The organism is Acetobacterium fimetarium (assembly GCF_014284475.1).
Taxonomy (GTDB): Bacteria; Bacillota; Clostridia; order Eubacteriales; family Eubacteriaceae; genus Acetobacterium; species Acetobacterium fimetarium.
Genome location: NZ_WJBC01000002.1, coordinates 179,363 through 202,980, shown reverse-complemented (window position 1 = coordinate 202,980; position 23,618 = coordinate 179,363). Strand labels below are relative to the sequence as shown.

The 23,618-nt window shown below is 41.8% G+C and carries 21 protein-coding genes and 3 other annotated features; of the genes, 5 read left to right on the top strand and 16 right to left on the bottom strand.

Annotated features, from left to right (window positions below; translation table 11 throughout):
- Nucleotides 1-47: 47 nt before the first annotated feature.
- A complete protein-coding gene (locus tag GH808_RS02275) occupies nt 48-569 on the bottom strand; it encodes a DUF4364 family protein (protein WP_186841183.1) in 522 nt (173 codons plus the stop codon).
- A 122-nt stretch (nt 570-691) separates the two neighbouring features.
- Here GH808_RS02275 and GH808_RS02270 point away from each other — a divergent pair, with 122 nt between their 5' ends.
- From GH808_RS02270 to lexA, 5 genes are all read left to right on the top strand, one after another.
- Entirely contained in the window at nt 692-1,411 is a 720-nt protein-coding gene (locus tag GH808_RS02270) for an epoxyqueuosine reductase (protein ID WP_186841182.1), read from the top strand.
- A gap of 141 nt (nt 1,412-1,552) precedes the next feature.
- Complete coding sequence (locus GH808_RS02265) at nt 1,553-2,884, top strand: DUF512 domain-containing protein (RefSeq protein WP_243166066.1); 1,332 nt, start codon at nt 1,553-1,555, stop codon at nt 2,882-2,884.
- A gap of 51 nt (nt 2,885-2,935) precedes the next feature.
- A complete protein-coding gene (gene der, locus GH808_RS02260) occupies nt 2,936-4,255 on the top strand; it encodes a ribosome biogenesis GTPase Der (protein WP_186841181.1) in 1,320 nt (439 codons plus the stop codon).
- 748 nt (nt 4,256-5,003) lie between these two features.
- Complete coding sequence (locus GH808_RS02255; protein WP_186841180.1) at nt 5,004-5,990, top strand: tyrosine recombinase XerC; 987 nt, start codon at nt 5,004-5,006, stop codon at nt 5,988-5,990.
- An 80-nt stretch (nt 5,991-6,070) separates the two neighbouring features.
- Nucleotides 6,071-6,715, top strand: a complete 645-nt coding sequence (gene lexA, locus GH808_RS02250; RefSeq protein WP_186841179.1) for a transcriptional repressor LexA — start codon at nt 6,071-6,073, stop codon at nt 6,713-6,715.
- A gap of 107 nt (nt 6,716-6,822) precedes the next feature.
- On the opposite strand, the gene GH808_RS02245 is transcribed toward lexA, so the two are convergent.
- The 15 genes from GH808_RS02245 to GH808_RS15605 all read right to left on the bottom strand — a co-directional run bounded on the left by GH808_RS02245 (nt 6,823) and on the right by GH808_RS15605 (nt 23,614).
- Complete coding sequence (locus GH808_RS02245; RefSeq protein ID WP_243166065.1) at nt 6,823-7,383, bottom strand: cell division protein ZapA; 561 nt, start codon at nt 7,381-7,383, stop codon at nt 6,823-6,825.
- Nucleotides 7,384-7,465: 82 nt separating this feature from the next.
- A complete protein-coding gene (locus GH808_RS02240) occupies nt 7,466-8,356 on the bottom strand; it encodes a DNA-processing protein DprA (protein WP_186841178.1) in 891 nt (296 codons plus the stop codon).
- Between the two features lie 12 nt (nt 8,357-8,368).
- Nucleotides 8,369-10,747, bottom strand: a complete 2,379-nt coding sequence (pheT, locus tag GH808_RS02235; protein ID WP_186841177.1) for a phenylalanine--tRNA ligase subunit beta — start codon at nt 10,745-10,747, stop codon at nt 8,369-8,371.
- A 12-nt stretch (nt 10,748-10,759) separates the two neighbouring features.
- Nucleotides 10,760-11,782 (bottom strand): phenylalanine--tRNA ligase subunit alpha, encoded by a 1,023-nt coding sequence (pheS, locus tag GH808_RS02230; RefSeq protein WP_186841176.1) that lies wholly within the window; start codon nt 11,780-11,782, stop codon nt 10,760-10,762.
- 44 nt (nt 11,783-11,826) lie between these two features.
- Nucleotides 11,827-12,061: a binding site (T-box leader), on the bottom strand.
- Nucleotides 12,062-12,137: 76 nt separating this feature from the next.
- Complete coding sequence (locus GH808_RS02225; RefSeq protein WP_186841175.1) at nt 12,138-12,941, bottom strand: TrmH family RNA methyltransferase; 804 nt, start codon at nt 12,939-12,941, stop codon at nt 12,138-12,140.
- A 2-nt stretch (nt 12,942-12,943) separates the two neighbouring features.
- Complete coding sequence (locus GH808_RS02220) at nt 12,944-13,612, bottom strand: potassium channel family protein (RefSeq protein WP_186841174.1); 669 nt, start codon at nt 13,610-13,612, stop codon at nt 12,944-12,946.
- A 15-nt stretch (nt 13,613-13,627) separates the two neighbouring features.
- Nucleotides 13,628-15,004 carry a TrkH family potassium uptake protein gene (locus GH808_RS02215; RefSeq protein ID WP_186841173.1) on the bottom strand — a complete coding sequence of 459 codons (1,377 nt, stop codon included), beginning with the start codon at nt 15,002-15,004 and terminating at the stop codon, nt 13,628-13,630.
- Nucleotides 15,005-15,151: 147 nt separating this feature from the next.
- A complete protein-coding gene (gene rplT, locus GH808_RS02210; RefSeq protein ID WP_207722230.1) occupies nt 15,152-15,505 on the bottom strand; it encodes a 50S ribosomal protein L20 in 354 nt (117 codons plus the stop codon).
- Nucleotides 15,506-15,529: 24 nt separating this feature from the next.
- Entirely contained in the window at nt 15,530-15,724 is a 195-nt protein-coding gene (rpmI, locus tag GH808_RS02205; protein ID WP_186841172.1) for a 50S ribosomal protein L35, read from the bottom strand.
- A gap of 113 nt (nt 15,725-15,837) precedes the next feature.
- Nucleotides 15,838-16,434 carry a translation initiation factor IF-3 gene (gene infC / locus GH808_RS02200; RefSeq protein ID WP_207722229.1) on the bottom strand — a complete coding sequence of 199 codons (597 nt, stop codon included), beginning with the start codon at nt 16,432-16,434 and terminating at the stop codon, nt 15,838-15,840.
- Between the two features lie 129 nt (nt 16,435-16,563).
- Nucleotides 16,564-17,358: an ABC transporter ATP-binding protein gene (locus GH808_RS02195; RefSeq protein WP_186841171.1), complete on the bottom strand. Its 795-nt coding sequence runs from the start codon at nt 17,356-17,358 to the stop codon at nt 16,564-16,566.
- A gap of 1 nt (nt 17,359) precedes the next feature.
- A complete protein-coding gene (locus GH808_RS02190) occupies nt 17,360-18,256 on the bottom strand; it encodes an ABC transporter permease (RefSeq protein WP_186841170.1) in 897 nt (298 codons plus the stop codon).
- 41 nt (nt 18,257-18,297) lie between these two features.
- A complete protein-coding gene (locus tag GH808_RS02185; protein ID WP_186841169.1) occupies nt 18,298-19,284 on the bottom strand; it encodes an ABC transporter substrate-binding protein in 987 nt (328 codons plus the stop codon).
- 81 nt (nt 19,285-19,365) lie between these two features.
- Nucleotides 19,366-19,609, bottom strand: a binding site (T-box leader).
- A 55-nt stretch (nt 19,610-19,664) separates the two neighbouring features.
- On the bottom strand, nt 19,665-21,581 hold the full coding sequence (gene thrS, locus GH808_RS02180) for a threonine--tRNA ligase (RefSeq protein ID WP_186841168.1): 1,917 nt from the start codon (nt 21,579-21,581) through the stop codon (nt 19,665-19,667).
- Nucleotides 21,582-21,633: 52 nt separating this feature from the next.
- Nucleotides 21,634-21,846 (bottom strand) — a binding site (T-box leader).
- Nucleotides 21,847-21,904: 58 nt separating this feature from the next.
- A complete protein-coding gene (locus tag GH808_RS15605) occupies nt 21,905-23,614 on the bottom strand; it encodes a B12-binding domain-containing radical SAM protein (protein WP_186841167.1) in 1,710 nt (569 codons plus the stop codon).
- Nucleotides 23,615-23,618: the final 4 nt, after the last annotated feature.

The window sequence follows — 23,618 nt, the reverse complement described above, 5'->3', positions numbered from 1 at the left end:
CTTCATGGTAACTGAAAGGGTTATTAATTGCGTTTCGTAAGTAGTTATCAGGTTAGCACTTTTAATACCGAAGTGTAAAGCTCCTGAGTGTTTTCTTTCCAGCGGTTGCAGATGTCCAAAGCAAGTTTTAAAGTAGGGGCACTCAGCGAGATCTCCATCAGAACGACATTATTTTCATGCAGTTTCAGTTCAACGATATAGTCAGATTCACCTTTTTTCTGATAGTTTGCTGTGACTTTCACTTCCTTAAAAATCTTGTCTCGGTTTTCTTTAAGATACAAATCGATCATATCCATGATATATACCGGAATTTTATCGTGAAAAACCTTGAGGGTTTCTTTCCCCATGGGTGTGAGGCTGAGCACTGACTTTCCGTCATATTCCAATGTTGAAAGAAATTCGTCCTTTATCAAATCATCGACATATAACTGGATATCAAAATAGCTGATTTGCAGGTTCTCGATTATGACGAGTGCAACCTGTTCACGCGTCAAGGATGTTTTGATTTTTTTCAGCACATATAGTATTATTAATTTGTCCTCAGCTTGTTGTTCAGAATTGAAGAGCATCTACCCACCACCTTTGCTTATGATAATATTATTGTACCATATTAACAGTGTGATTGGGCTATGACAATCGAAAAAAGAAGCAAAAACACGAAAAAGAAAATACCGCGCTCCCGGAGGAAACTATGGCAAAATTAAAAACTGATGACAACAGTTTAAATCTCTCAATCGAAGCACTCGGAAAATCTCTGGGCGCCGCACAGATCGGCTTTTCTGATCTTTCAGTGCTGCCGGAAAACAAACGGATGGGGTACAACCACGGCATTACGGTGATCATCCGGCTGTCAGACGGCATTCTGAATCAGATTGAAGCGGAACCCACACAAACCTATTTCAGTCATTATCGCAGCGTCAATCGTCTGATTGATCTGATCACCCTGCGCATCATCTTATTTCTCGAAGAACTCGGCTATCCCAGCGTTGCCATTCCGGCTTCCCAGTCTGTGAGCGATCCTGATGATGCCTTTACCGGCGCTTTTCAGCATAAAACCGGGGCAGTATTATCCGGACTCGGATGGATTGGACGAAGCGCTCTGTTCATTCATCCGAGCTACGGTCCCCGCGTGCGGATGGGGACGGTGCTGACCAATGCCCCGATTCAAGCCGGTAATCCTGTTACCCAAAGCGCCTGTGGTTTCTGCCGGGCTTGCGTTACGGCCTGTCCGGCGATGGCCATCGAAGGCCGGCTCTGGGAACCGGGTCTTGCCCGAAATGAACTCTATGATGCTTTCAGTTGCAGCAATCACATGAAGGAAGCTTATCAGCATATTGGCCGGGGCGCCGTGTGCGGACTTTGCATGGTCGCCTGTCCGGTGGGACAAAATAATGCCTTGGCAAAACTGTAAATTAAAGGGTCTGGTAATTAATCGTCCTGAAAATGCTTAAATAGGTTTTTTTTTATCGAAAAATAATATATAATAGATGAGGAGAACTGCCGGCTGGTTTTGCTGGCAGTTTTTAAATTGTAAAGAAACAAGTGAGAAGTATTGAAGAATTTTATTATTAATGGCATACAAAAAAATAGTATTCTGGATGAGATGGAAGTTGCAGCCGGCGATCGGTTGCTTTCAATTAACGGCATGCCTGTCGCCGACGTGATGGATTACCGCTATCTGACGGCCGATGAAACACTGGTTGTCGAAATCGAAAAGCCGGATGGCGAAGTATGGGAACTGGATATCGAGAAAGATTATGAAGAAGATTTAGGCATTGAATTTCCCGAACAGATGCTTGAAACAAAAACCTGTAAAAACAACTGCATCTTCTGCTTTATCGATCAGCTACCGAAAGGCATGAGAGAAAGCCTTTATGTTAAGGATGATGATGAACGCCTGTCATTTCTAACCGGCAATTACATCACGATGACCAACCTCACCGAGGAGGAACTCAACCGCATTATTCGCTACCGGATCATGCCGATGAATTTATCCATACATACAACCAATCCTGAGCTGCGCTGCCGAATGCTCAATAATCGGTTTGCCGGCGATGTGATCTCCTATCTGAAAAAATTTCGGGATCATCACATCCAGATGAATGGTCAAATCGTTTTGGTGCCTGACTATAACGATGGTGACGAACTCCGGAAAACACTTGCGGATTTAAAGGCCTTTTACCCCGTCCTGCAGTCTGTTTCCGTTGTCCCGGTGGGCCTTTCCAGACATCGACAGGGTTTGGCTGAAATACGCGCTTTTAATCAGACGGAGGCCTTAAAAACGCTAGCTATCATCAATACCGTGCACCAGGAAATGACAGAAAAATACGGGGATGGTTTTGTTTATCCCAGTGACGAATTTTTCCTTCTGGCCGATGTCCCAATCCCAGACGTTTCATATTACAATGGCTTTCCCCAGATAGAAAACGGGGTAGGGATGATGGCTGATTTTAAAGCATCGCTTGAAACTGCATCAGAAAACTATAAAAACCACAATGATCATGATCATGCCGTTTCAGATAATCATCGGATTGGCCTGATTACTGGACGTGCTGCCCACGCTTTTATGACCAGTCTGATGGACGATCTCAAAAAAGTGATGCCGGATCTTGATGTGATCATCTATCCCATTAAAAATGATTATTTTGGCGAAAAAATAACGGTTTCCGGTTTAATTACAGGTCGAGATATCATTGAACAAGTCAAACCGGTGCTTCAGGAAAATCCACGGGACCTGCTGCTTATTCCGGAAAACGCACTCCGACAGGACACAGAGCTCTTACTGGATGACTGGACACTGGAACTGCTGAGTGAACACCTTAGCGTCAAAATTGTCGGTGTGCCGGTTGACGGAACAAGTCTGATTGAAACAATCAGAACCTGAAACAGAAAATAAACAATATGAATATAAAAATATAAGTGAGGAAATTAAATTATGTCAAAACCAATCGTCGCAGTGGTGGGACGCCCGAATGTGGGGAAGTCCACCCTGTTTAATAAATTAGTTGGAGAAAGAATTGCCATCGTAGAGGATACACCCGGTGTAACCAGGGACCGTATCATCGCCGATGCGGAATGGCAGAATCACCATTTTACGCTCATCGATACCGGCGGGATTGAACCCCATACCAAAGATGACATCATGCTGCAAATGAGGATTCAGGCCGAGGTGGCCATCGATATGGCTGATCTGATTATCCTGATGGTGGACGGCCGCGAAGGCATGACCGCATCTGATCTGGAAGTTGCCAATATGATCCGAAAACACAATCGCGATGTTTTGCTGGCCGTCAACAAAATTGACAGCCTCAATCTTGAAAATAATGCCTTTGAATTTTATAATCTGGGAATCGGACAGCCCATTGCTATTTCTGCCGAACAGGGGCTCGGCCTGGGCGATCTATTGGATGAAGTCATCGATCGTATCAATCGTTATTACAACGATGAAGAAGAGGAAGATGACCGTTTAAGAGTCGCCGTGGTAGGTAAACCAAATGTCGGAAAATCAACCCTGATCAATAAAGTCCTGGGCCAGGAGCGACTGATTGTCAGCAATGTTCCCGGTACGACACGCGACGCAATCGATACAAATGTACGCTACGACGGCAAAGATTATGTCCTGATTGATACCGCCGGTTTGCGACGCAAGAAAAAAATCTACGAAGAAATAGAACGCTACAGTATAGTTCGAGCGATTGCTGCTGTGGAACGAAGTCAGGTAGTCTTGATGCTCATCGATGCCACCCAGGGAGTCACCGAACAGGATGCAAAAATCGCAGGCATCGCCCATAATCGCTCCATTCCATCGATTATTATCGTCAATAAATGGGATGCAGTCGAAAAAGACAATAAGACCATGAAAAAAATGGAAGACGATATCCGCGATGCGCTGTCTTTTATGGACTATGCCCCGATCATTTTTATTTCCGCCAAAACAGGACAACGATTGGGAAAAATATTTGAAACCATTGAATATGTTCGATCACAGAGCGAGAAACGCATCACCACCGGCAAGATCAATGAGGCAATGGCTGAGTTTACGCTCATGAAACAACCGCCGTCTAAACATGGCCGACGTTTGAAACTGTATTACGCCTCTCAGGTTGCCATCAATCCTCCGACATTTGTCGTTTTCGTCAATGATGCAACGTTGGTTCATTTCTCATATCAACGCTATCTGGAGAATAAATTAAGGGAAACCTTTGATTTCTTTGGTACCCCGATTCGTTTTTTTGTCCGGGAACGAACTGAATAAAAAATGCGAATTATGCAAGAATTTCAGCAGAAATGCTGAGATTCTTGCTTTTTTTATAGTATTTCGCTTAAAGTATGTAATATAATAGACGTGTAAACAGACAGAAGAAGGTGGGGGAGTTTCGCTTCTATTATTCTACAGTTTTCAGTTTATAAAGGAAACTTCTTTTAATATTAAAATTCACCATATTTACAACATTTACAACCTTTTTGACTTTAACTCCAGTCAAATTACACGTAATTTTGAAGTCATTTAGATGCTCGAAATGAATAACTGATTGTGATGTTGATTTACAATCACCGCACCTGAATGGTTCTGAGAATCCTTAATAATTCTATTGGTGACGATCTCATCAATACCTATCATGATCGGGTATCTGAAAGATCTGGAAAAACGAAATCGGCAGGTGAATTTTATTTGCGATTTATACTACAATGCACCGTGCACAATTATAATGGAAACATCACTGTAAAAAAATCAATAAAAAGCTGAAATGTTTTGTCGCGAAATGTAAGTTTCGTGACAAAATGCATAAAGTATGCTATAATCAGACTAATCAAGGTCTTAGTCGCAAGATGGCGTGTTTGCAACAGGTATTCTCAAATTAGAATGCCATTTCTGATTTTTACCTAGCTTGTCTTTAGCTTCGCACCTTGAAAATAATTATTTTATGAATTGGTTCAGAGCTGTCCATCTCAGTACTAGTATTTGCGCCGACAGCCCGAAATCAATTCCAGGAGAAATCACGATGCCTAACGACCGCAGCACCTCTGATAACAAAACAACCCCGAACAATCAAATTATTGACGAATATCTCAATTATCTTTTAACCATCAAAGGTTATTCAGAAAAATCCGCTCAAGCCTACCGTTACGATTTGATTATATTTTTTCGCTTTATCAAACGTTATTTTGCGATGGTTCCCCAATCCCTGGATTTTGATGAAATTCCCATCGATGATATTTCAGTATCTGATTTAAAATCGGTTAATTTAGGAATCCTCTATGCATACCTTTCCTTTACCAGCAAGGAACGTCATAACTCAGATTACGCCCGTAGCCGGAAGGTTTCCTCGCTGCGTTCTTTTTTCAATTATGTCTGCAACAAGCAAAAATATTTTTTGCCAAATCCCGTAACCGATCTGGAAATGCCGAAACTTCCAGCTCGTAACGCACGTTATCTGGAATGGGATGAAGCCGTGGATCTGTTAAAGGGAATTAAGGGGCGCCACAAAGAGAGAGATTTTGCCATCATTACCCTCTTTCTGAATTGCGGAATGCGGCTTTCCGAACTGACTCAAATAAAAATCAGTGACATTAAGAATGATACCATCCGGATCATCGGTAAAGGCAACAAGGAGCGCACGATTTATTTAAATCGCGCCTGTTTAAAGGCGATCAACAGCTATCTGCTGGTCCGTCCCGAATCAGATTCGCCCTATTTATTTCTCAGCCAGCAAAACCTTCCGATCAGCAACCGGGCCGTTCAGCATCTGGTAAAAAAACATTTGTCGGAATGCGGACTTAACACAGATGAAATCAGCGTGCATAAACTAAGACATACGGCCGCAACCTTGATGTTTCGTTATGGTAATGCTGACTTGAGATCCGTTCAGGAAATTCTCGGTCATGAAAATGTCTCGACCACACAAATTTACACACATGTCAATGAAGAAACGCTCAGAGATACTTTGAATCACAACCCGCTGGCTCAATTTGAAAAAGAGGATGAGTAAAAATCACTGGGCCGAACTTATGTTTGCTTTTTTTGTGGCATGTATGTTATAATTAGCCATAAAATATTGGAGGCACTCTGATGTATGAGGATTTAAATAAAAGGCAATATGAAATATTAAAATTTATTGAAGACCAATTGCGGCAAAAAAGCTATCCCCCTTCAGTACGTGAAATTTGTTCAGGGGTTAATTTAAAATCGACCTCAACGGCTCATGCTTATTTGAAAAAATTGGAAGAATTAGGTTATATCAAACGTGATTCGACCAAAACGCGAGCCATTGAAGTGGTGCGCCATGATCCCAATGAATCATTCAGCTATTGTTTTGAACAGAAAACAATCATTTCTCTTCCTGTCCTGGGCTCCGTAACAGCCGGTGAACCGATCCTGGCACTGGAAAACGTCAATGATGTCTTCCCCCTTCCTCTGGATTTTATCGGAAATGATCCCTCCTTTATGCTCGAAGTCAAAGGTACAAGCATGATTGATGCCGGCATTCTGGATGGGGATAAAATCATCGTCAGAAAGCAGGAAAATGCAAATAACGGAGATATCGCCGTTGTGTTAATCCTCGAAAATAGCGAAGCGACAGTCAAAAGAGTATTTTATGAAAACAACCATGTGCGGCTTCAACCGGAAAATGCTACGATGGAACCTTTCTTTTTTAATGAAAGGGATATCCGAATCCTTGGCAAAGTGACCGGTCTGATTCGAAAAATTCAGTAACAAAAAACACCTGCTGGACATTTGTTGCTCTGAACAATAAAAAAGCCAACTTTATCGGGACTTGCCGTGATAAAGTTGACTTTAATTGTTCTGCTGTTTAAGCCGGACTAATCGACTTTCATTTTATCTTCGATACTTTTGAATATATCTTTTTCGATATGCGTTTTGTTCGCCTTTACCAATTCAATCTGGCTTTCAAAAAGCTGATTCTGCAAATCCAGAATAGTTTTTCGGCTTGTCTCGCTTTCCACTTTGCTCTGTCTTAAATGCTCACGGTATTGAGCAAGCAAATCATCCTTTTCATCCAGTTCTTTCTGAAGCAGCTCTTTTTCTTCAGCTAAAACTGCATAATTGTTTTTTTCTTCTGCCAATTGATTTTTGACTGTTTCCAGTTCATCGCGAACTGAATTGACTTCGCTCAGCCCATTCTCTTTAGCTTCTTCACTGTTTTTTATTTCTTCTTCTGCATTTAACAGTTTTTCGGTAATATTCATGCAGCCCAGTATTGCAATACGAATATGATTTGTAAAAGGATTAGCTGTTTTAACATGTTCAAGTTCACTATTGACATAATCGGCAATAACTTTGATATGTTCCTCGTTGCCTTTAGCCTTTAAACTAAAGTCCGTATCTAATATTCGCAATTCCATTATAGTATGTTCAGGCATTTTTTTCCTCCTGTAATAAATCAAATTATCTTCTATGTTATCTCTTCTATTATAGGTAATATCTTCAAAAATTACAAATGATTTATTTATTAATATTCCGCATCAAATGATAAAGCTCATTTTTTTCATAAATTTCAAATAAAACCTTGTTTCTATCCAATTCGTCAAAGCCATCCCGCGACTCTTCAAAGATGGTTGTGGTAGAAAATATTTTTTTGTTGTATTTTTTTGCGTAATTCAAGGTGTGAATCGTCCCGCTTGCCGCTGAAAAACTTGATACGACAACAAATAAACTGCTTGCGCTTTGAAGACGGTCTCGCTCGACAAATCGGTACGGCTTGACAGTCTCCATCGGTGCATATTCCGATAGCAGACAACCGCCATTTTCAATTATCTTCCCAGCAAGGGGTCTGTTCTCAGCTGGATAGACATTCATCAGTCCTGCCGGCAGAAAAGCAACCGCTTTCCCGCCAGCACGCAAACAGCCCATATGTCCGTAAAAATCACATCCGGTTGCCAGGCCACTGATCACAATATAATTTTCTTCGGCCAGAACGCTGCCGGACTCATAGGCAAAATCAGCTCCCGATTGTGTTGGTTCTCGGCCGCCAATAAGTGCCGCACGTTTATCGTGATTCAAGCACTCTAAATCCCCCTGATAATACAGAAGCACCGGAGCATCCGTAAAATTCATTGAAGCCGGATACTTTTCATTGCCGTATGAAACCAGCCCGATTTTATGCTTGATGCAAGATTCCATTATCTTTTCCGCAAAGGCAATTGCATTGTCCTGATCTTGAAGATTGACATTCAAAGGAATCAACTGGAACATCTGACCAAACTCAACGAGTTCGCTGAAAGACAAGCGTTGTGGCTGATTTACCAGCTCTATCAGATTTTTAATCTTTTGGCGTCCCACCCCTTTAAGCTGCAAAAGCGCAATCAGGTTTCGATCGAAATCAATATCTTTCACTGTGCACCCGTATTATTCTCTAAGCTGAGCATCAAAAGAACTTTTTAGTTCCTCCAGTATCTTTTCAATCACGGGATTGATGTCGTCATCATTGAGCGTTCTTTCAAAATGTCTGAAATTCAAAGCATAGGCAAGGCTCTTATAACCATCCGGAATCTGCTCTCCCGTATAGACATCAAACAATTCAATGCTCTCAAGGATATCTCCGCCATTTATGCGAATGGTGTTTTCAACTGATGCAGCCGGTATTTCTGACTTTAACAGGATGGCCAAATCACGGTTTGATGCCGGGAATCTCGGCAGATCGACGAATTTTTTATCCGTGACGCAGCATTCATATAGCGCTTTGAAAGAGAGTTCGCAGACATAACATCTTTTGGGAAGATCGTAGTTTTTAACGACCGCCGGATGCACTTCTCCGATTTCACCCAGTTTCACATCTTCCAGATAAATCGTTGCCTTTCGTCCGGGATGCAGGATATCCGATCCGCCAGCGACAAATGATGCGTTGTCAATGCCGGAATAGGTTAATAATATCTCTACCATGCCTTTCAATTCGAAATAATCGTCATTTCCATAAGTACTGATGACCAGCTTCTTTTCTTCAACCGGAAGTTCTTCAGGCGCAGCTGATGCAAAATACGTATTGGCAATTTCGAAGAAATGGCCTGACGGATTTTTTCTGTTATAATTTAATGAGATCACTTCCAACTGATGACCAATCAGGGTGTTTCGCATGATGCTGTTTTCCTCGCCGAGAGGATTGACCAGGCGAACGAGCTCTTCGCTCAAGGAAGTATTAAGTGCCGACAGACGTTTTTCACTGGTAAAAGATGAGGTGAGGGTTTCAAAATACCCCTGTCCCACTAAGACATTTTTTAGTGCGTCTTCATACTTCTGAATCGGTGTTTTCCCGCCAGTCATGGTTTCGCCACCCATGATCGTGCCTGGAATATTGTCATAGCCAAACATACGGGCAACTTCTTCCGCTAAATCTTCTCTCACTTCGATATCCTGTCGATAACTCGGTACTTCAATTTCCAGGATGCCATCGCCAATGCTCTTAACGGTAAAAGACAGCCGTTTGAGAAAACCGGCGACTTCTGCTTCCGATAATGAAATGCCAATAAACGCGTTGAACCAGTTCGTATCAAGCGTCAATTTAGTTGTCTTTACTGGTTGAGGGTAGACATCGATCAGCCCCCCAACGACTTCGCAGGCGCCAATTTTTTCAAGCAGATAAGTGGCTCTGAGTGCGGCAACTCCAGCCAATTCCGGATCCACACCTTTTTCAAATCGCGCTGAAGCTTCCGTTCGCAGACCCAGTTGTTTTGAGGTCAGACGGACACTGTTTTTATAAAAACAGGCAGATTCCAGCACAACCAGGCTTGTCTGATCGGTGATTTCAGAATTTACTCCCCCCATAACCCCCGCAATGGCAACGGGAACACTCCCATTGGTGATCATCAGCATGGACGCATTGATTTCGCGTTCTTTATCATCAAGCGTGATCATCTTCTTATCATCGGTTGTCCTGACCACAATTTCCTTTGACTTCAAACTGTTATAATCAAAAGCATGAAGAGGCTGGCCCAGCTCAAGCATGACATAATTGGTCACATCGACGATGTTGTTGATGGGACGAACGCCACTGTTCAGAAGCTTAATCTGCATCCACAAGGGTGATGGTTCGACTCTTTTGACTTTGAGTACTTTTGCAACATAACGCTCACAGGCATCGCTGTTGACTTTTACGGATAAATAGTCGGCAATATCATTATTCTTTTCTTCTGTAGAATAGATTTCAAAATCTCTGATCGGCAGGTCAAGTGCCGCTGCCGATTCTTTTGCAATACCGATGATGGACTGACAGTCGGAACGATTAGCCGTGAGCTCAACATCAATGATGACATCATCCAGCCAAAGCAGCTCTTTGACATCCATTCCCAACGGGGTATCTTCAGGCAGAATGTAGATTCCTTCCATGATTTCCTTTGAAAACAGATTGGTATCCATGCCGAGCTCTTCAATGGAGCAGAACATACCGTAGGATAATATTCCTCTAAAATCGTTGGTTCCGATATTCATGCCATTTGCTGTAACCGCCCCGTCAACTGCAACCGGCACAATAGCGCCTTCAAAAACATTTTTTGCAGCCGTGACAATCACGCGTTCGTCGCTTCCCATATCAACCGTGCAAACAACCAGTTTGTCTGCATTCGGGTGCTGTTCAATTTTTTTAATCTTTCCCGTCAGAATGTTTGCAACATTCTCTGAAACAACCGTCAAGGTTTCAACTTTTGTTCCTGACATGGTGAGAATTTCACCAAAATCATAGGGAGCAATATTTATATCAACGTATTCTTTTAACCAATTGAGCGAAACTAACATTTATGGATCCTCCTATTTAAATTGTGATAAAAAACGCAAATCGTTTTCGAATAACAAACGCAGGTCAGTGATCCCATATTTTATGATGGTGATACGATCAAGCCCCATTCCGAAAGCAAAGCCGCTGTATACATCCGGATCAATCCCGCAGTCTTTCAGTACATTGGGGTGAACCATTCCGCATCCCAGCACTTCAATCCAGCCGGTATTGCTGCAAACCTTGCAGCCGACACCGCCGCATTTATAACAGGTCACGTCCATTTCGGCGCTTGGTTCCGTAAAATAAAACTGATGCGGACGGAATTTTGTTTTTGTCTGCTCCCCAAACAGTTTTTTTGCAAACAAATCCAGCGTTCCTTTTAGATCTGCCATGGTGATGCCCTTATCGATAACGAGCCCTTCCATTTGGTGGAAAACGGGAGAGTGGGTGGCATCCACTTCGTCAGTACGATAGACACGGCCGGGCGAAATCATGCGCAGTGGCGGCTTTCTGTCCTGCATGACCCGAACCTGAACCGGAGATGTCTGGGTGCGCAGCACGATGTCGTCTTTATAATAAAAGGTATCTTGCAAATCACGTGCCGAATGCTCTTTTGGCACATTCAGATAATCAAAATTGTATTTTGTCCATTCAATTTCCGGACCTTCTTCGATGGTGAATCCCATCCCCAGGAAAATCTCCTTCAGTTCATTGATGGTCGTATTCAACGGATGCAGATTTCCGACCCGATGCGTTTTTCCCGGCAGCGAGACATCAATCACTTCCTGACTTATTTGAGCTTCCATTGCCTTTTTCTCAAGCGCCTGTTTTTGTTGAATGATATTTTTTTCTATCTCTTCTCTGATTTCATTAGCGAGTTTACCGATGATTGGCCGCTCTTCATTGGACAGCTTTCCCATTCCCTTGAGAGCGATGGTCAACGCGCCTTTTTTTCCTAAATATTTAATTCTAACATTATCCAGTGTTTTTAATTCTTCAACTTCATTGAGATCTGCCAAACACTGATCTCTTAATTGTTTCAGTTCCTGTTCCATTTATATCTCCTTTTTTAATATATTAAATAAAAAAACGCCCTTATGAAAAGGACGAAATAATTCCGCGGTACCACCTTAAATTAATACTGGTTTGTATTCACTCGAAATTTTAACGCAATTAACGTTAGAAACTAGACATCAGAAAAGCTTAGTTTAACTGATTTTCATTTCTAAAACTCCAGAGCGAACTTCAATAAATTCAAATATAAAATCTTTCAGCCAGGGATTTTTTCTCTGTAATGTTTGAAATTTATTTACTTTCTCTTTCATCGTTCTTTGACTGTATGAAATTGACATTTCTCATTATATCTTTTTTTTAAGCAATTGTCTTTAAAAAAATGAATGATTCGCTAAATTATTTCATGTCTTTTAAAATATCGTAGATGATAATCCCTGCCGCCGTTGAGACATTCAGGGATTCAGCTTTTCCCAAAATCGGAATTTTCAATAAAACATCACACTGCTTCATCAGCTCATCAGACATTCCCCTGGATTCATTTCCCATTACAATCGCATACGGCTCAGTGACAGGCTTTCGTTCCCACAGGGACTCGCCGTTTAGTGACGTTCCAATAATAACAACTTTTTTATCTTTAAGTATGGCAGTGTATTCTGTCAGTGATTCAACCTGATAGACGGGCAAATGAAAAACCGATCCCATTGATCCCCGCAATACCTTTTCATTATAAATATCGGCTGTTTTCATTGACGTGATGATGCAGTCTATTCCTGCAGCATCAGCTGTTCTGATAATTGTACCCACATTGTACGGATCCTGAACATCTTCAAGAAGGATGTAGCTTTTAAAATCCGAGACCGGATACGTCATTTTGTTAAGGATACAAATGATGCCTTCAGACTGTGCCATGGTTGATACTGAATTCAAAATGGCTTCTTTGATGATGGAAACCGTTATCCCTTTTTCATTGAGCATCTTCAATGCATCTCTGATTGAATGACTTTGCAGTTCAAACCATTGTTCAGTCATAAAGACATGACGAAAAGTCAGGTTCCCTTGAGAAGCTTCCGAGAATGCCTCATCAAAAAGCTTGGTTCCTTCAATAAAGAAAGCATTTTCATGATCTCGGAATGATTTATTACTCAGTTTACGAAGGTATTTAAGTTGCTCATTGTTTTTTGAACTAATCTCAGTGAACATAGTTACCGATCTTTTCGCGAAAGCTTGTTGATTTCATTGATTGAACGGTTTTCCCCCATTACAATTAACTTATCACCGGGATTTATCATATCCGTTGCAAGCGGTGAGGCATTCAGCACATCCTGAGAACGAATTGCAATGACATTCATGCCGTACTGTGTTCTCAAATCAAGCTGCTCCAATGTTTTTCCTTCCCATGAATGCAAAATATCAACTTCAACAATGGAATGGGTGGTGTCAAGTTCCAGAATATCAATGGAATCGCCTGAAAATAAATTATGAGCAACGCGTTCACCCATATCACGCTCTGGCGAAAAAACTTTCTTAACGCCGAGCTTTAAAAGCACTTTTTCATGCTGAGCAGTATTTGCTTTGCCGTATATTTCTTTAATTCCAAGTTCCTGAGCATTGACGATGCCCATGATGCTGCTGTTGATGTCGGAAGTGATCGAAACAACGATTGCGTCGACATTTTTCAGGCCGATTGATTTTAAAGCGTTGATATCCGTAACATCTGCCTGCACAGCGTAGGTTACCGAATCCGCAATATTCTGAATCTTCTCTTCGTCTTTATCGACAACAACAACATTACATCCCAACTCACTGAGCGTGATCGCGAGAGCCTCCCCAAAACGGCCTAAACCCAGCACGGCAAACTGTTTTTCTTTCAATACAATACTCCTCCTCTAACCAATCATAATATTACCTTCAGGTAACTTAATGGTTCCTACATTTTCACGCGCCCGTTTTTCACTTCGTGAAATAGCGTAGGCAATCGTCAGCGGCCCTAATCGGCCGATAAACATGGTAAGGCTAATAGCCAACTTTCCGGCAATTGATAAATGCGGTGTCAAGCCCATTGTCAAACCAACCGTTCCAAAAGCGGACAACACTTCGAATACGACAACATCAAACGAAGCTTGTGGCTCAGTACATAACAATACAAAGATCATAAAAAAGACCAGGCCTGATGCGATGACGAGAATTGAAATAGCACGGCGAATCAGCGGACCCAGGATTGTTCGCTTAAAAGCGATGACGTCTTTCTTTCCGTAAAGAACTGAACCAACCGTCATTAAAACAATGGCTACCGTCGTTGTTTTAACACCACCGCCTGTTGATCCGGGGGATGCCCCTACAAACATCAGCAGCATGGTCAAAAATATCGATGGTTTAGTCAGCCCGGCAACATCGATGGTATTACAGCCAGCCGTTCTCGGTGTCACCGATTGGAACATCGATGCCAAAAACTTTCCGTGCCAGGACAGGTTTCCCATGGTTTTGGGATTGTTGAATTCAAAAATAAAAAATAAAACAAAGCCGGCGATCAACAAAAATCCAGTGGAAACAAGAACGACCTTTGAATGCATACTCATTTTTCTGAACTTTCGCACATAAATCAGATCACTGGTAACGGCAAAACCCAATCCACCTAAAACAATCAAAGTACAAATGACAAAATTGACCATAAAATTATCGACATAGCCGGTTAAACTTTTATAATCTCCCATTAAATCAAAGCCCGCATTACAAAAGGATGTGACCGAATGAAACACGCTGAAGCCAATTCCGGTTGTCAATCCAAAGTCCGGAACGAACACAAACGACAGTAGGATGGCTCCAATGGCTTGAATCGCAATTGCTGAAAAGAAAATATACTTCACAAACCGGACAATGCCTGACAGCGAATCCATATTGACGGATGACTGAATCAGGATTCGATCCTTGATCGTAATTCGTTTGCCTGCCAGCACAAAGAACATCGTTGCGAAGGACATAAAACCCAGACCACCGATTTCCACCAAAAAGCAGATGACTGCCTGTCCAAAAACACTCCAATAAGTTCCCGTATCCACTACGACCAGTCCGGTTACACAAACCGAGGATGTTGAAGTAAACAAGGCATTGACAAAGCCGGTTGCCTGACCGGATTGCGCTGATACGGGCAGCATCAGCAAAAATGCACCAAATAAAATAAACAGCGCAAAACCAAAAATCAAGATCTCAGTCGGCGATCGATGCCCCAAAAAATATTTAAAACCCCGATGTTTCTTTTCTATCATTGCATTTTCTCCAAACAATACATTTTATGTCTTAATTCTTATGCGACCATACATAATTCTAACACTATAAATTAAAAAAGCAAGAATAATCTACAATAAAAAAACTTCCCAAGTATGGTCCTACATTGAGAAGTTTTATTTACTTAATTAGCTTAATTTTTTCTTTGCAATGTCAACCAGGTCTTTGAATGCATCCGCATCATTCATGGCTAAATCAGCCAGGATTTTACGGTCAATTTCGACACCAGCCTGTTTCAAGCCAAACATGAATTTGCTGTAGCTTAAATCATAAATTCTGGTTCCGGCATTGATTCTGGTAATCCAGAGTCTTCTGAAATTTCGTTTCTTTTCTTTACGACCTACATATGAAGATCTGAGTGCTCGCATAACGGCTTCATTTGCGGATCGGTACAACTTACTTTTTGCGCCATAATAGCCTTTTGCAAGTTTAAGTGTTTTTTTATGTCTTCTTTTGGCGTTAACGCCTTTTTTAATTCTCATTATTATTTCCTCCTATCTTCAAAATTATCGTTTGATCATTTTCATTACAACTTTAGCATCACCAGACGCTAAACCAGTTGATTTTCTAAGATTTCTTTTTCTCTTACGGCTTTTCTTGTTTAGAATATGGCTTTTTCCAGCCTTTGACCGTTTAATAAAACCCGATTTTTTTATTTTAAAACGCTTTGCAGCTCCACGGTGTGTTTTCATCTTTGGCATAACTATTTCCTCCTCCCTGTACAAGGTATCTTTTATAATAAACTATATCCGAGAAATCCAGGTTTATGTAATCCAAGTCCTTACAACAGATATACTCAATTAACAACCATTATTTACTTATCTTTTTTGGGGGCTAAATACATAACCATATTTCGGCCTTCAATCTTAGGCGATTTTTCTACAACTGCGATATCGGCGACACGTTCAGCGAAATCAAGCAATACGCCTCTTCCCTGTTCAGTATAAGCCATTTCACGCCCTCGGAAACGAATAGCCACTTTAACTCGGTTACCTTGTTCTAAAAATTTGATGCAATTTTTAAGTTTGACAATAATATCATGTTCTTCAACTCTAACCGACATACGAATTTCTTTAATAACCACAGCTTTTTGATTTTTTTTAGCTTCCTTCAATCGTTGAATTTCTTCATATCGAAACTTTCCGTAGTCAAGAATCTTACAAACCGGCGGTTTGGCATTTGGCGAAACTTTTACTAGATCCAAATTTTTTTCATCGGCTAACTTCAGGGCATCTTTAGTATTCATGACTCCCAACATTTCACCAGCTTCATCAATTACACGGATTTCGCGATCACGGATCTCGTTATTAATTTCGTGTTGAACATCTTTGCTAATAGTAATATACCTCCATATATAAAAATTGCAGGTAGAGAAACTCCACCTGCAAAAATACTTACGAACAATGTTCATTCATATTTACCTATTTCTCCAAGAAATGAGGTGAGAAGTGTGTTCACTCTACTTTGTTTACTTGAATATTATACGTTCGTTTTATTCTTTTGTCAACTACTTTTTTAAGTTTTGAAAACTGGCCAACTTCTAGGAAAGCAGGGCGCGGTCATTGGAAAATTCTTCTCCGCTAACCTGGCCAAACCGTTTCAGAAGATCCTCGACTGTCAGTTGCTGCTTTTCTTCGCCTTTGATATCCAGAATCACTTTTCCTTCATGCATCATGATCAGGCGGTTCCCATGTTCAATCGCATGACGCATATTGTGTGTCACCATCAAAGTCGTCAAATTGCCTTCCTTGACAAATCGGTCGCTTAACTGCAATACTTTTTCAGCCGTTTTGGGATCAAGTGCGGCGGTGTGTTCATCTAAAAGTAAAAGCTTCGGCTTTTTCAGAGTCGCCATCAAAAGGGTTAGCGCTTGTCTTTGGCCGCCGGATAAAAGTCCGACCTGATCACTTAAGCGGTCCTCTAATCCCAAATCCAGATGACTTAAATATTCTTTGTAGATTTCACGTTCTTTATTGCTGATGCCCCATCTCAGTCCCCGAAATTTACCGCGACGGTAGGCTAGCGCCAGGTTTTCTTCGATGCCCATATTGGCTGCAGTGCCTTTCATCGGATCCTGAAAAACCCGACCAATCACTGAGGCACGTTTATATTCAGGCAGCTTGGAAACATCTTTATCACCAATGAATATTGATCCCTGATCAATCGTGTAAACACCCGCTACGCAGTTTAGCAAAGTGGACTTGCCTGCCCCGTTTCCTCCGATAACAGTCACAAAATCCCCTTCTTCCAGAGTGAGACTGAAGTCTGATAACGCAACATTTTCATTGACGGTTCCCTGGTTGAATATTTTTGTTATTCCTTTTACTGTCAACATTTTACAGATCTCCTCCTTTTATGGATTTTTTGATTGGACGGAGATAGGTCTTAAACACCGGTAAGGACAATGCAATGGCTACGGTTATGGCTGTAAACAGTTTTAAATCGTTCGCCGGCATACCCATCTTCAATACTAACGCAATGATGATACGATAAGTGATGGCACCAAGAACCAATGAAATCAGGCAATTTAAAAAATTTCGTTTGCCGAAAATAACTTCCCCGATAATAACTGAAGCCAAACCGATGACGATGGATCCAATCCCCATCTGCACATCGGCAAAGCTCTGGCTCTGAGCAATCAGGGCTCCGCATAGAGCAACTAAACCGTTACTGATAATCAAACCCAGCGTGATCATGTTGTTGGTATTGATTCCCTGGGCTCTCGCCATTTGTGGATTGTTACCGGTCGCACGGATGGCACAGCCCACTTCCGTGCCAAAGAACCAGTATAGAATGCCAACGATCGCAATGACACTGATAAAAGCAAACAGCATCACTGAATTGGTCGGACTCACCCCCAAATTTTCCATCGGGGTATATATGGTATGCATCCGAAGAATTGAAACATTTGCTTTTCCCATGATATGCAGATTAATGGAATATAACGCGATCATGGTCAGGATCCCTGCCAGCAGCGCAGGAATTTTAAGTTTTGTATGAAGAAACCCCGTTATAAGCCCTGCCGCCATCCCTCCTAAAAAAGCTAGAACTGTCGCTGCAAAAGGATTCATGCCGTTGACGATGGCTGTGGCTGCAATGGCAGCCCCCATGGCGATACTTCCTTCAACTGTCATATCGGCAATATCAAGTATTCTGAATGTAATGTAAACGCCGATTGTCAGTATTGCCCATATAAGACCGAGCGAAATGGCGCCTAGTATAATCTGTAACATTGTTTTTCCTCGTTTCTGTTAGTGGTTAGATAAATGGTTACTTATTTAGTGACGTATTGTTGCAGATCAGCTGGAATGGTCAGACCGATTTCTTCGGCGATTGTGCCATTGATTTTAAAGTCGAACTTGGTTGCTGTTTCAATTGGCATTGTAGCCGGTTTTGCTTCGCCTTTAAGAATTTTTACGGCCATTAAGCCTGTCTGATATCCTAAATCTGTGTAATTGATTCCCAGCGTAGCCAATCCGCCACCGTCAAGCATTGAGGACTCTCCACAGATAACGGGTGTTTTAGACTGAGCAGTGACACTGTGAACCTGCGGCATCGCTGAAGCCAGCACGTTGTCGGTGGGAATGTAAATAGCGTCGCACTGTCCGACAAGTGTCTGAGTTGCCTGCTGAACATCATTCGAATTTGATATGGTTACTTCGACATATTTGAGGCCCAATGCTTCAATGGCTTTTTTCGCAATTTGAGCTTGTGTGACAGAATTAACTTCACTTGAAGTATAAAGTACACCTACCGTTTTTGCCGTTGGCACTAATTTAACCAATAAATCAATCTGTTCTTTGACGGGATTCATATCCGAAGTTCCGGTGACATTTCCTCCCGGCGCTTCATTTGAATTCACCAGTCGCGCCGATTCATAATCGGTAACGGCAGTTGCCAGAATTGGAATTTCAGTCGTTTTTCCTGCGACAGCTTGGGTGGCAGGCGTAGCGATTGCCAGAATCAGATCCTCCTTGTTGCTGACAAAGCGGTCACTGATGGTTGACAGATTACTCTGATCGCCCTGTGCATTCTGTAAATCAATTGTAATATTGTCCCCATCAACATAACCATTATCGGCCAATGCAGCAATGAAACCTTCACGTGAATTATCCAGCGCAACATGATCCATATACTGAATAATACCGATCTTGAGATCGGATTTATCGGAGCTCTTGCCACTGCTGGAACAGCCTGCAGCCAAAACGACAATCAGCATCGCCGTAAAAACAACCATTATTCTTTTTCCATACTTTTTCATTTCTTTCCTCCATTATTTTAATTATATTCAATCAAACCGGTAGCGGTTGAATTGTTTAAAATAAAAAAAACGTCCCTGTATAACAGGGACGAATATAATTTCGCGGTACCACCTAGTCTTCAATGTTTTCACATCAATCTCAGCAAGCGACAGACATCGCTTTTCCATTGTAACGGATGGAATCCGACATAGCCTACCGGGCACACGCCTTTCAGTACGCAGCTCTCAGGATGTATTCACGGTACAAACCCTGCTTTCTCACACCAGCCGAAAGCTCTCTACAAGGATTATTATACTGCTACTTGTTCCTGGTCATAACTTTTTCAAGTTTCATTATATTTATCCTTTTCGTTTTTGTCAACTACTATTACGTTGTTTGTTTAATCCAATACTAAGGATTTCGTTTTAATCTTCTCGATTAATTTTTCTTTCAAATCATCAATACTGATCTGGCCGACATCTCCGCAGTCACGGACTCGCAGCGCCAAATCACCGCCTTGGGCCTCTTTATCACCAACTACCAGCATGTAAGGTGTTTTTTGCATCTGGGCTTCTCTGATGCGGTAACCCAGTTTTTCGTCGCGGACATCAACTGATGCCCGGACCCCAATGTCAGAAAGCTCTTTTGCGATGCCTTTTGCAAAGTCATGGTGCGCATCGGCAACCGGAATGATCATCACCTGAACCGGTGCCAGCCAAACCGGGAATTTTCCACCAAAGTGTTCAGTGATGATTCCGAAGAATCGTTCGATGCTTCCCAGAATCGTCCGGTGAATAATAACCGGGCGATGTTTTTCGCCATCGGCTCCAATATAATTCAGATCAAAACGTTCCGGCATCTGGAAATCAAGCTGAATGGTTCCACATTGCCAGGTACGACCCAGGCTATCTTCTAAATGGAAGTCGATCTTAGGACCGTAGAATGCGCCATCGCCAGGATTGATACGGTAATCGATTTTTTTATCCTCCAATGTTTTTCGGAGCGCTTCAGTCGCAATTTCCCAAACTTCATCCGATCCAATCGAATTTTCCGGTTTTGTCGATAACTCAACTTTATATTTAAATCCGAATATTTTATAGATATCATCCGCTAATTCAATAACGTTGGTGACTTCTTTTTCAATCTGATCCGGTGTCATGAAAATATGTGCATCATCCTGAGTAAACGCACGTACCCGCATCAGCCCATGAAGCGCCCCATGCAGTTCATGGCGGTGGACCAGACCCAATTCACCCATTTTTAATGGCAAATCACGGTAGGAGTGGCCTTTTGTTTTATAGACCAGCATTCCCCCAGGACAGTTCATCGGTTTGATCGCATATTCACTTTCATCAATTTCAGTGAAATACATATTTTCCTGGTAGTGATCCCAATGACCGGAACGTTTCCAGAGTTCAGAATTCAGAATGGTCGGCGTTTTTATTTCCTGGTAGCCGCGGCTTTGATGTTCTTCGCGCCAGAAATTTTCCAGTTCGTTTCGGATGATCATACCCTTGGGGTGAAAGAAGGGAAATCCGGGTCCTTCTTCGTGTAAAGAAAAGAGATCAAGCTCTTTGCCCAGTTTACGGTGGTCACGTTTTTTGGCTTCTTCCAGTCGGACTAAATACTCTTCCAGTTGGCTTTTCTTGGGAAAGGTGATGCCATAGATTCGTTGCAGCATTTTATTTTTTTCGTCGCCGCGCCAGTAGGCCCCGGCAAGACTTAAAAGTTTGATGGCTTTGATCGGGCTCAAATTCTGAAGATGCGGTCCAGCGCAAAGATCGCTGAATTCTCCCTGTGAATAGAAGCTGATGATGGCATCTTCCGGCAGGTTTTCGATCAGCTCAGCCTTGTAGATTTCGCCTTCTTTATTGACCTTATCAAGGGCTTCATTGCGGCTGAGTTCAAAGCGCTTCAGTTCAAAGCCTTCTTTCACTATTTTGCCCATTTCCTTTTCGATGGCTTCCATAATTTCTGGTGTAATAATCACATCAACATCAATGTCGTAGTAGAAGCCGTTGTCGATGGCGGGACCAATCGCCAGTTTTGCTTGTGGATAAAGCCGCTTGATAGCCTGAGCCAACAGATGGGAACCGGTATGCCAGAACGCATGCTTGCCGCCCTCATCTTCAAATTTCAGTAAGTTTAACGAGGAATCTTCAGTAATCGGCTGACGAACATCAACCACCTCACCGTTTAATTCACCTGCCAGTGTATTTTTGGCAAGTCCGGTGCTGATGTCATTTGCAACCTCCAGCACTGTGATCCCGGGTTCATAAGTCTTTATGGATCCGTCTTTTAACGTAATTGTAATCATTTTTGTCTCCTTTTCAATTTTCTTCTAAAATAAAAAAAGCCCCTTTGTAAAACAAAGGGACGTAAATAACGCGGTTCCACCCAATTTGATTCATCATGATGAATCCACTCAAGTTCTGGATAACGGTCAGCTCCGTAAAACCTTACTGCTTTCAGGTTTCAACTCCAAGGTGGTTTTCAATCATCTTCTGTATCGGCAATTACAGCCAAGTTGCCTATTCTCTGAACCATCCAAATGATTTACTCGTCCTCATCAACATTTTTTTATTTAATGGTTAAAAGTATATCCCTTTTTTTATAAAGAATCAATACTTTTAAAACTTTTTATTTCAATATTCGATATTTTTTTTCTGCAAAAACGATCAGGCCTTCAGTTTTGTTCTCCAATGGATATTTTCCAGTTAGACAATGCATAAATTCGCTTGAAAAATACTGGAATTTTACTTTGGTAAAGACCTTTTTGGCGGCTAAATGGTTATATTCCGGTAAATACCGACTAATATTCGTCGGTTCTTTGAGAAATTCAAAAATCCATTCCTTGTCCGGGGTATGGTCTTTCAGATATTCCGGCAGTCTCGTCACGCCCAGACTGAGAAAATCAAACTTGATCCATTCAGTCAAACGATTGGTTTGATCATACGGCTTTAAAAACATCAACAGAATTTCAAAAAGTTGATCTCTTGATTTGCCAACATCAAAGTATCCCTGAACTGTCCAGAAGTCAGAAAATTTCTCGAAAAATTCAAACGGTGTTTTGAAGGAATCCAGCTCCATGACATAATTGATTGTCATTTTGAAATAGCCGCTGTTATAATACCGATCAACCAGCATTTCAATATCGCGTAGACGATAGAGCTCATCACTGCTGATATACTTGCTGGAAATAATCTCATAGGGCGGAAATTGGGCATAGGCATATTCATGGACAGCTTCTTCACCGCGGATTCTGGTTCCTTTCAAACATTTGAGGAAACCGAGCTGAAGCATATCCGGCGCGAGGGCAATGATGCGATTGAAGGAAGCTTTAAAAATATCATAGCTCTCAAACGGCAAGCCGGCAATGAGGTCCAGATGAATATGAATGTTTTTACCCGCCAGCAGTCTTCGGACATTCGCTTCAGTCTTTGTCAAACTGATTTTTCGTCCAATGGCTGCCAGCGTCTTCGTCTCTGTGCTCTGGACGCCAATCTCAAATTGAATCAGCCCTGGCGGTGCTTCTTTTAAAATTTCAATCATCTCGTCATCGATAAGATCCCCGGTCATTTCAAAATGAAAATTTGTCTTACCCCCACGCGAAATCAAATGTCTGAAAATAGCTTTGGCCCGTTTTATATCACAGTTAAAGGTTCGATCCACAAGTTTTACCTGTTTGACCTCTGCCTTGATGAAGCAGTCCATTTCTCTTAAAACCCGTTCCAAAGAAAGCATCTGCATGCCGTGAGTGGTCGACGACAGGCAATAGGAGCAGGAAAACGGACATCCCCGCATGGTTTCATAATAGATAATCCTATTGCCATACATTTCCAGTGCGTCCCGATTATACGAAAATGCCAGGAGGTCCAATGAAATTAGTTTTTCATCCGGAATTGTCATGATTCCGCCGATTTGACTTCTAAAACAAAGACCGGGAATTTGACCAAGGCTGCTTTCATTTTCCCCGGTTTCAAGAAGCTTTTTTAATTTCAGCTCTCCTTCTCCCTGAATGATCAGATCGATAAAAGAATGCTTCTTCAACAGAGCTGGTGAATCATAACTCACTTCTGGACCGCCAAACAGTATTTTAGAAAAAGGTCTGGCTTTCTTGATGATTTCCGCCAGTTTCAGAGTCAACTCCATGTTCCAGATATAGCAGGAAAAGCCATATATTTTTGTTTCTGATGATAATAAATGCTGCACGATTCGATGCAGCGAATCGTTGATGGACAGCTCAACGATCTGAACATCAAATTCAGGAAGTTGAGCCTTTAAAGACCGTACTGCAAGATTCGTATGGATATACTTTGAATTGATACCGACAAGAACAAGATCTTTCACGGCA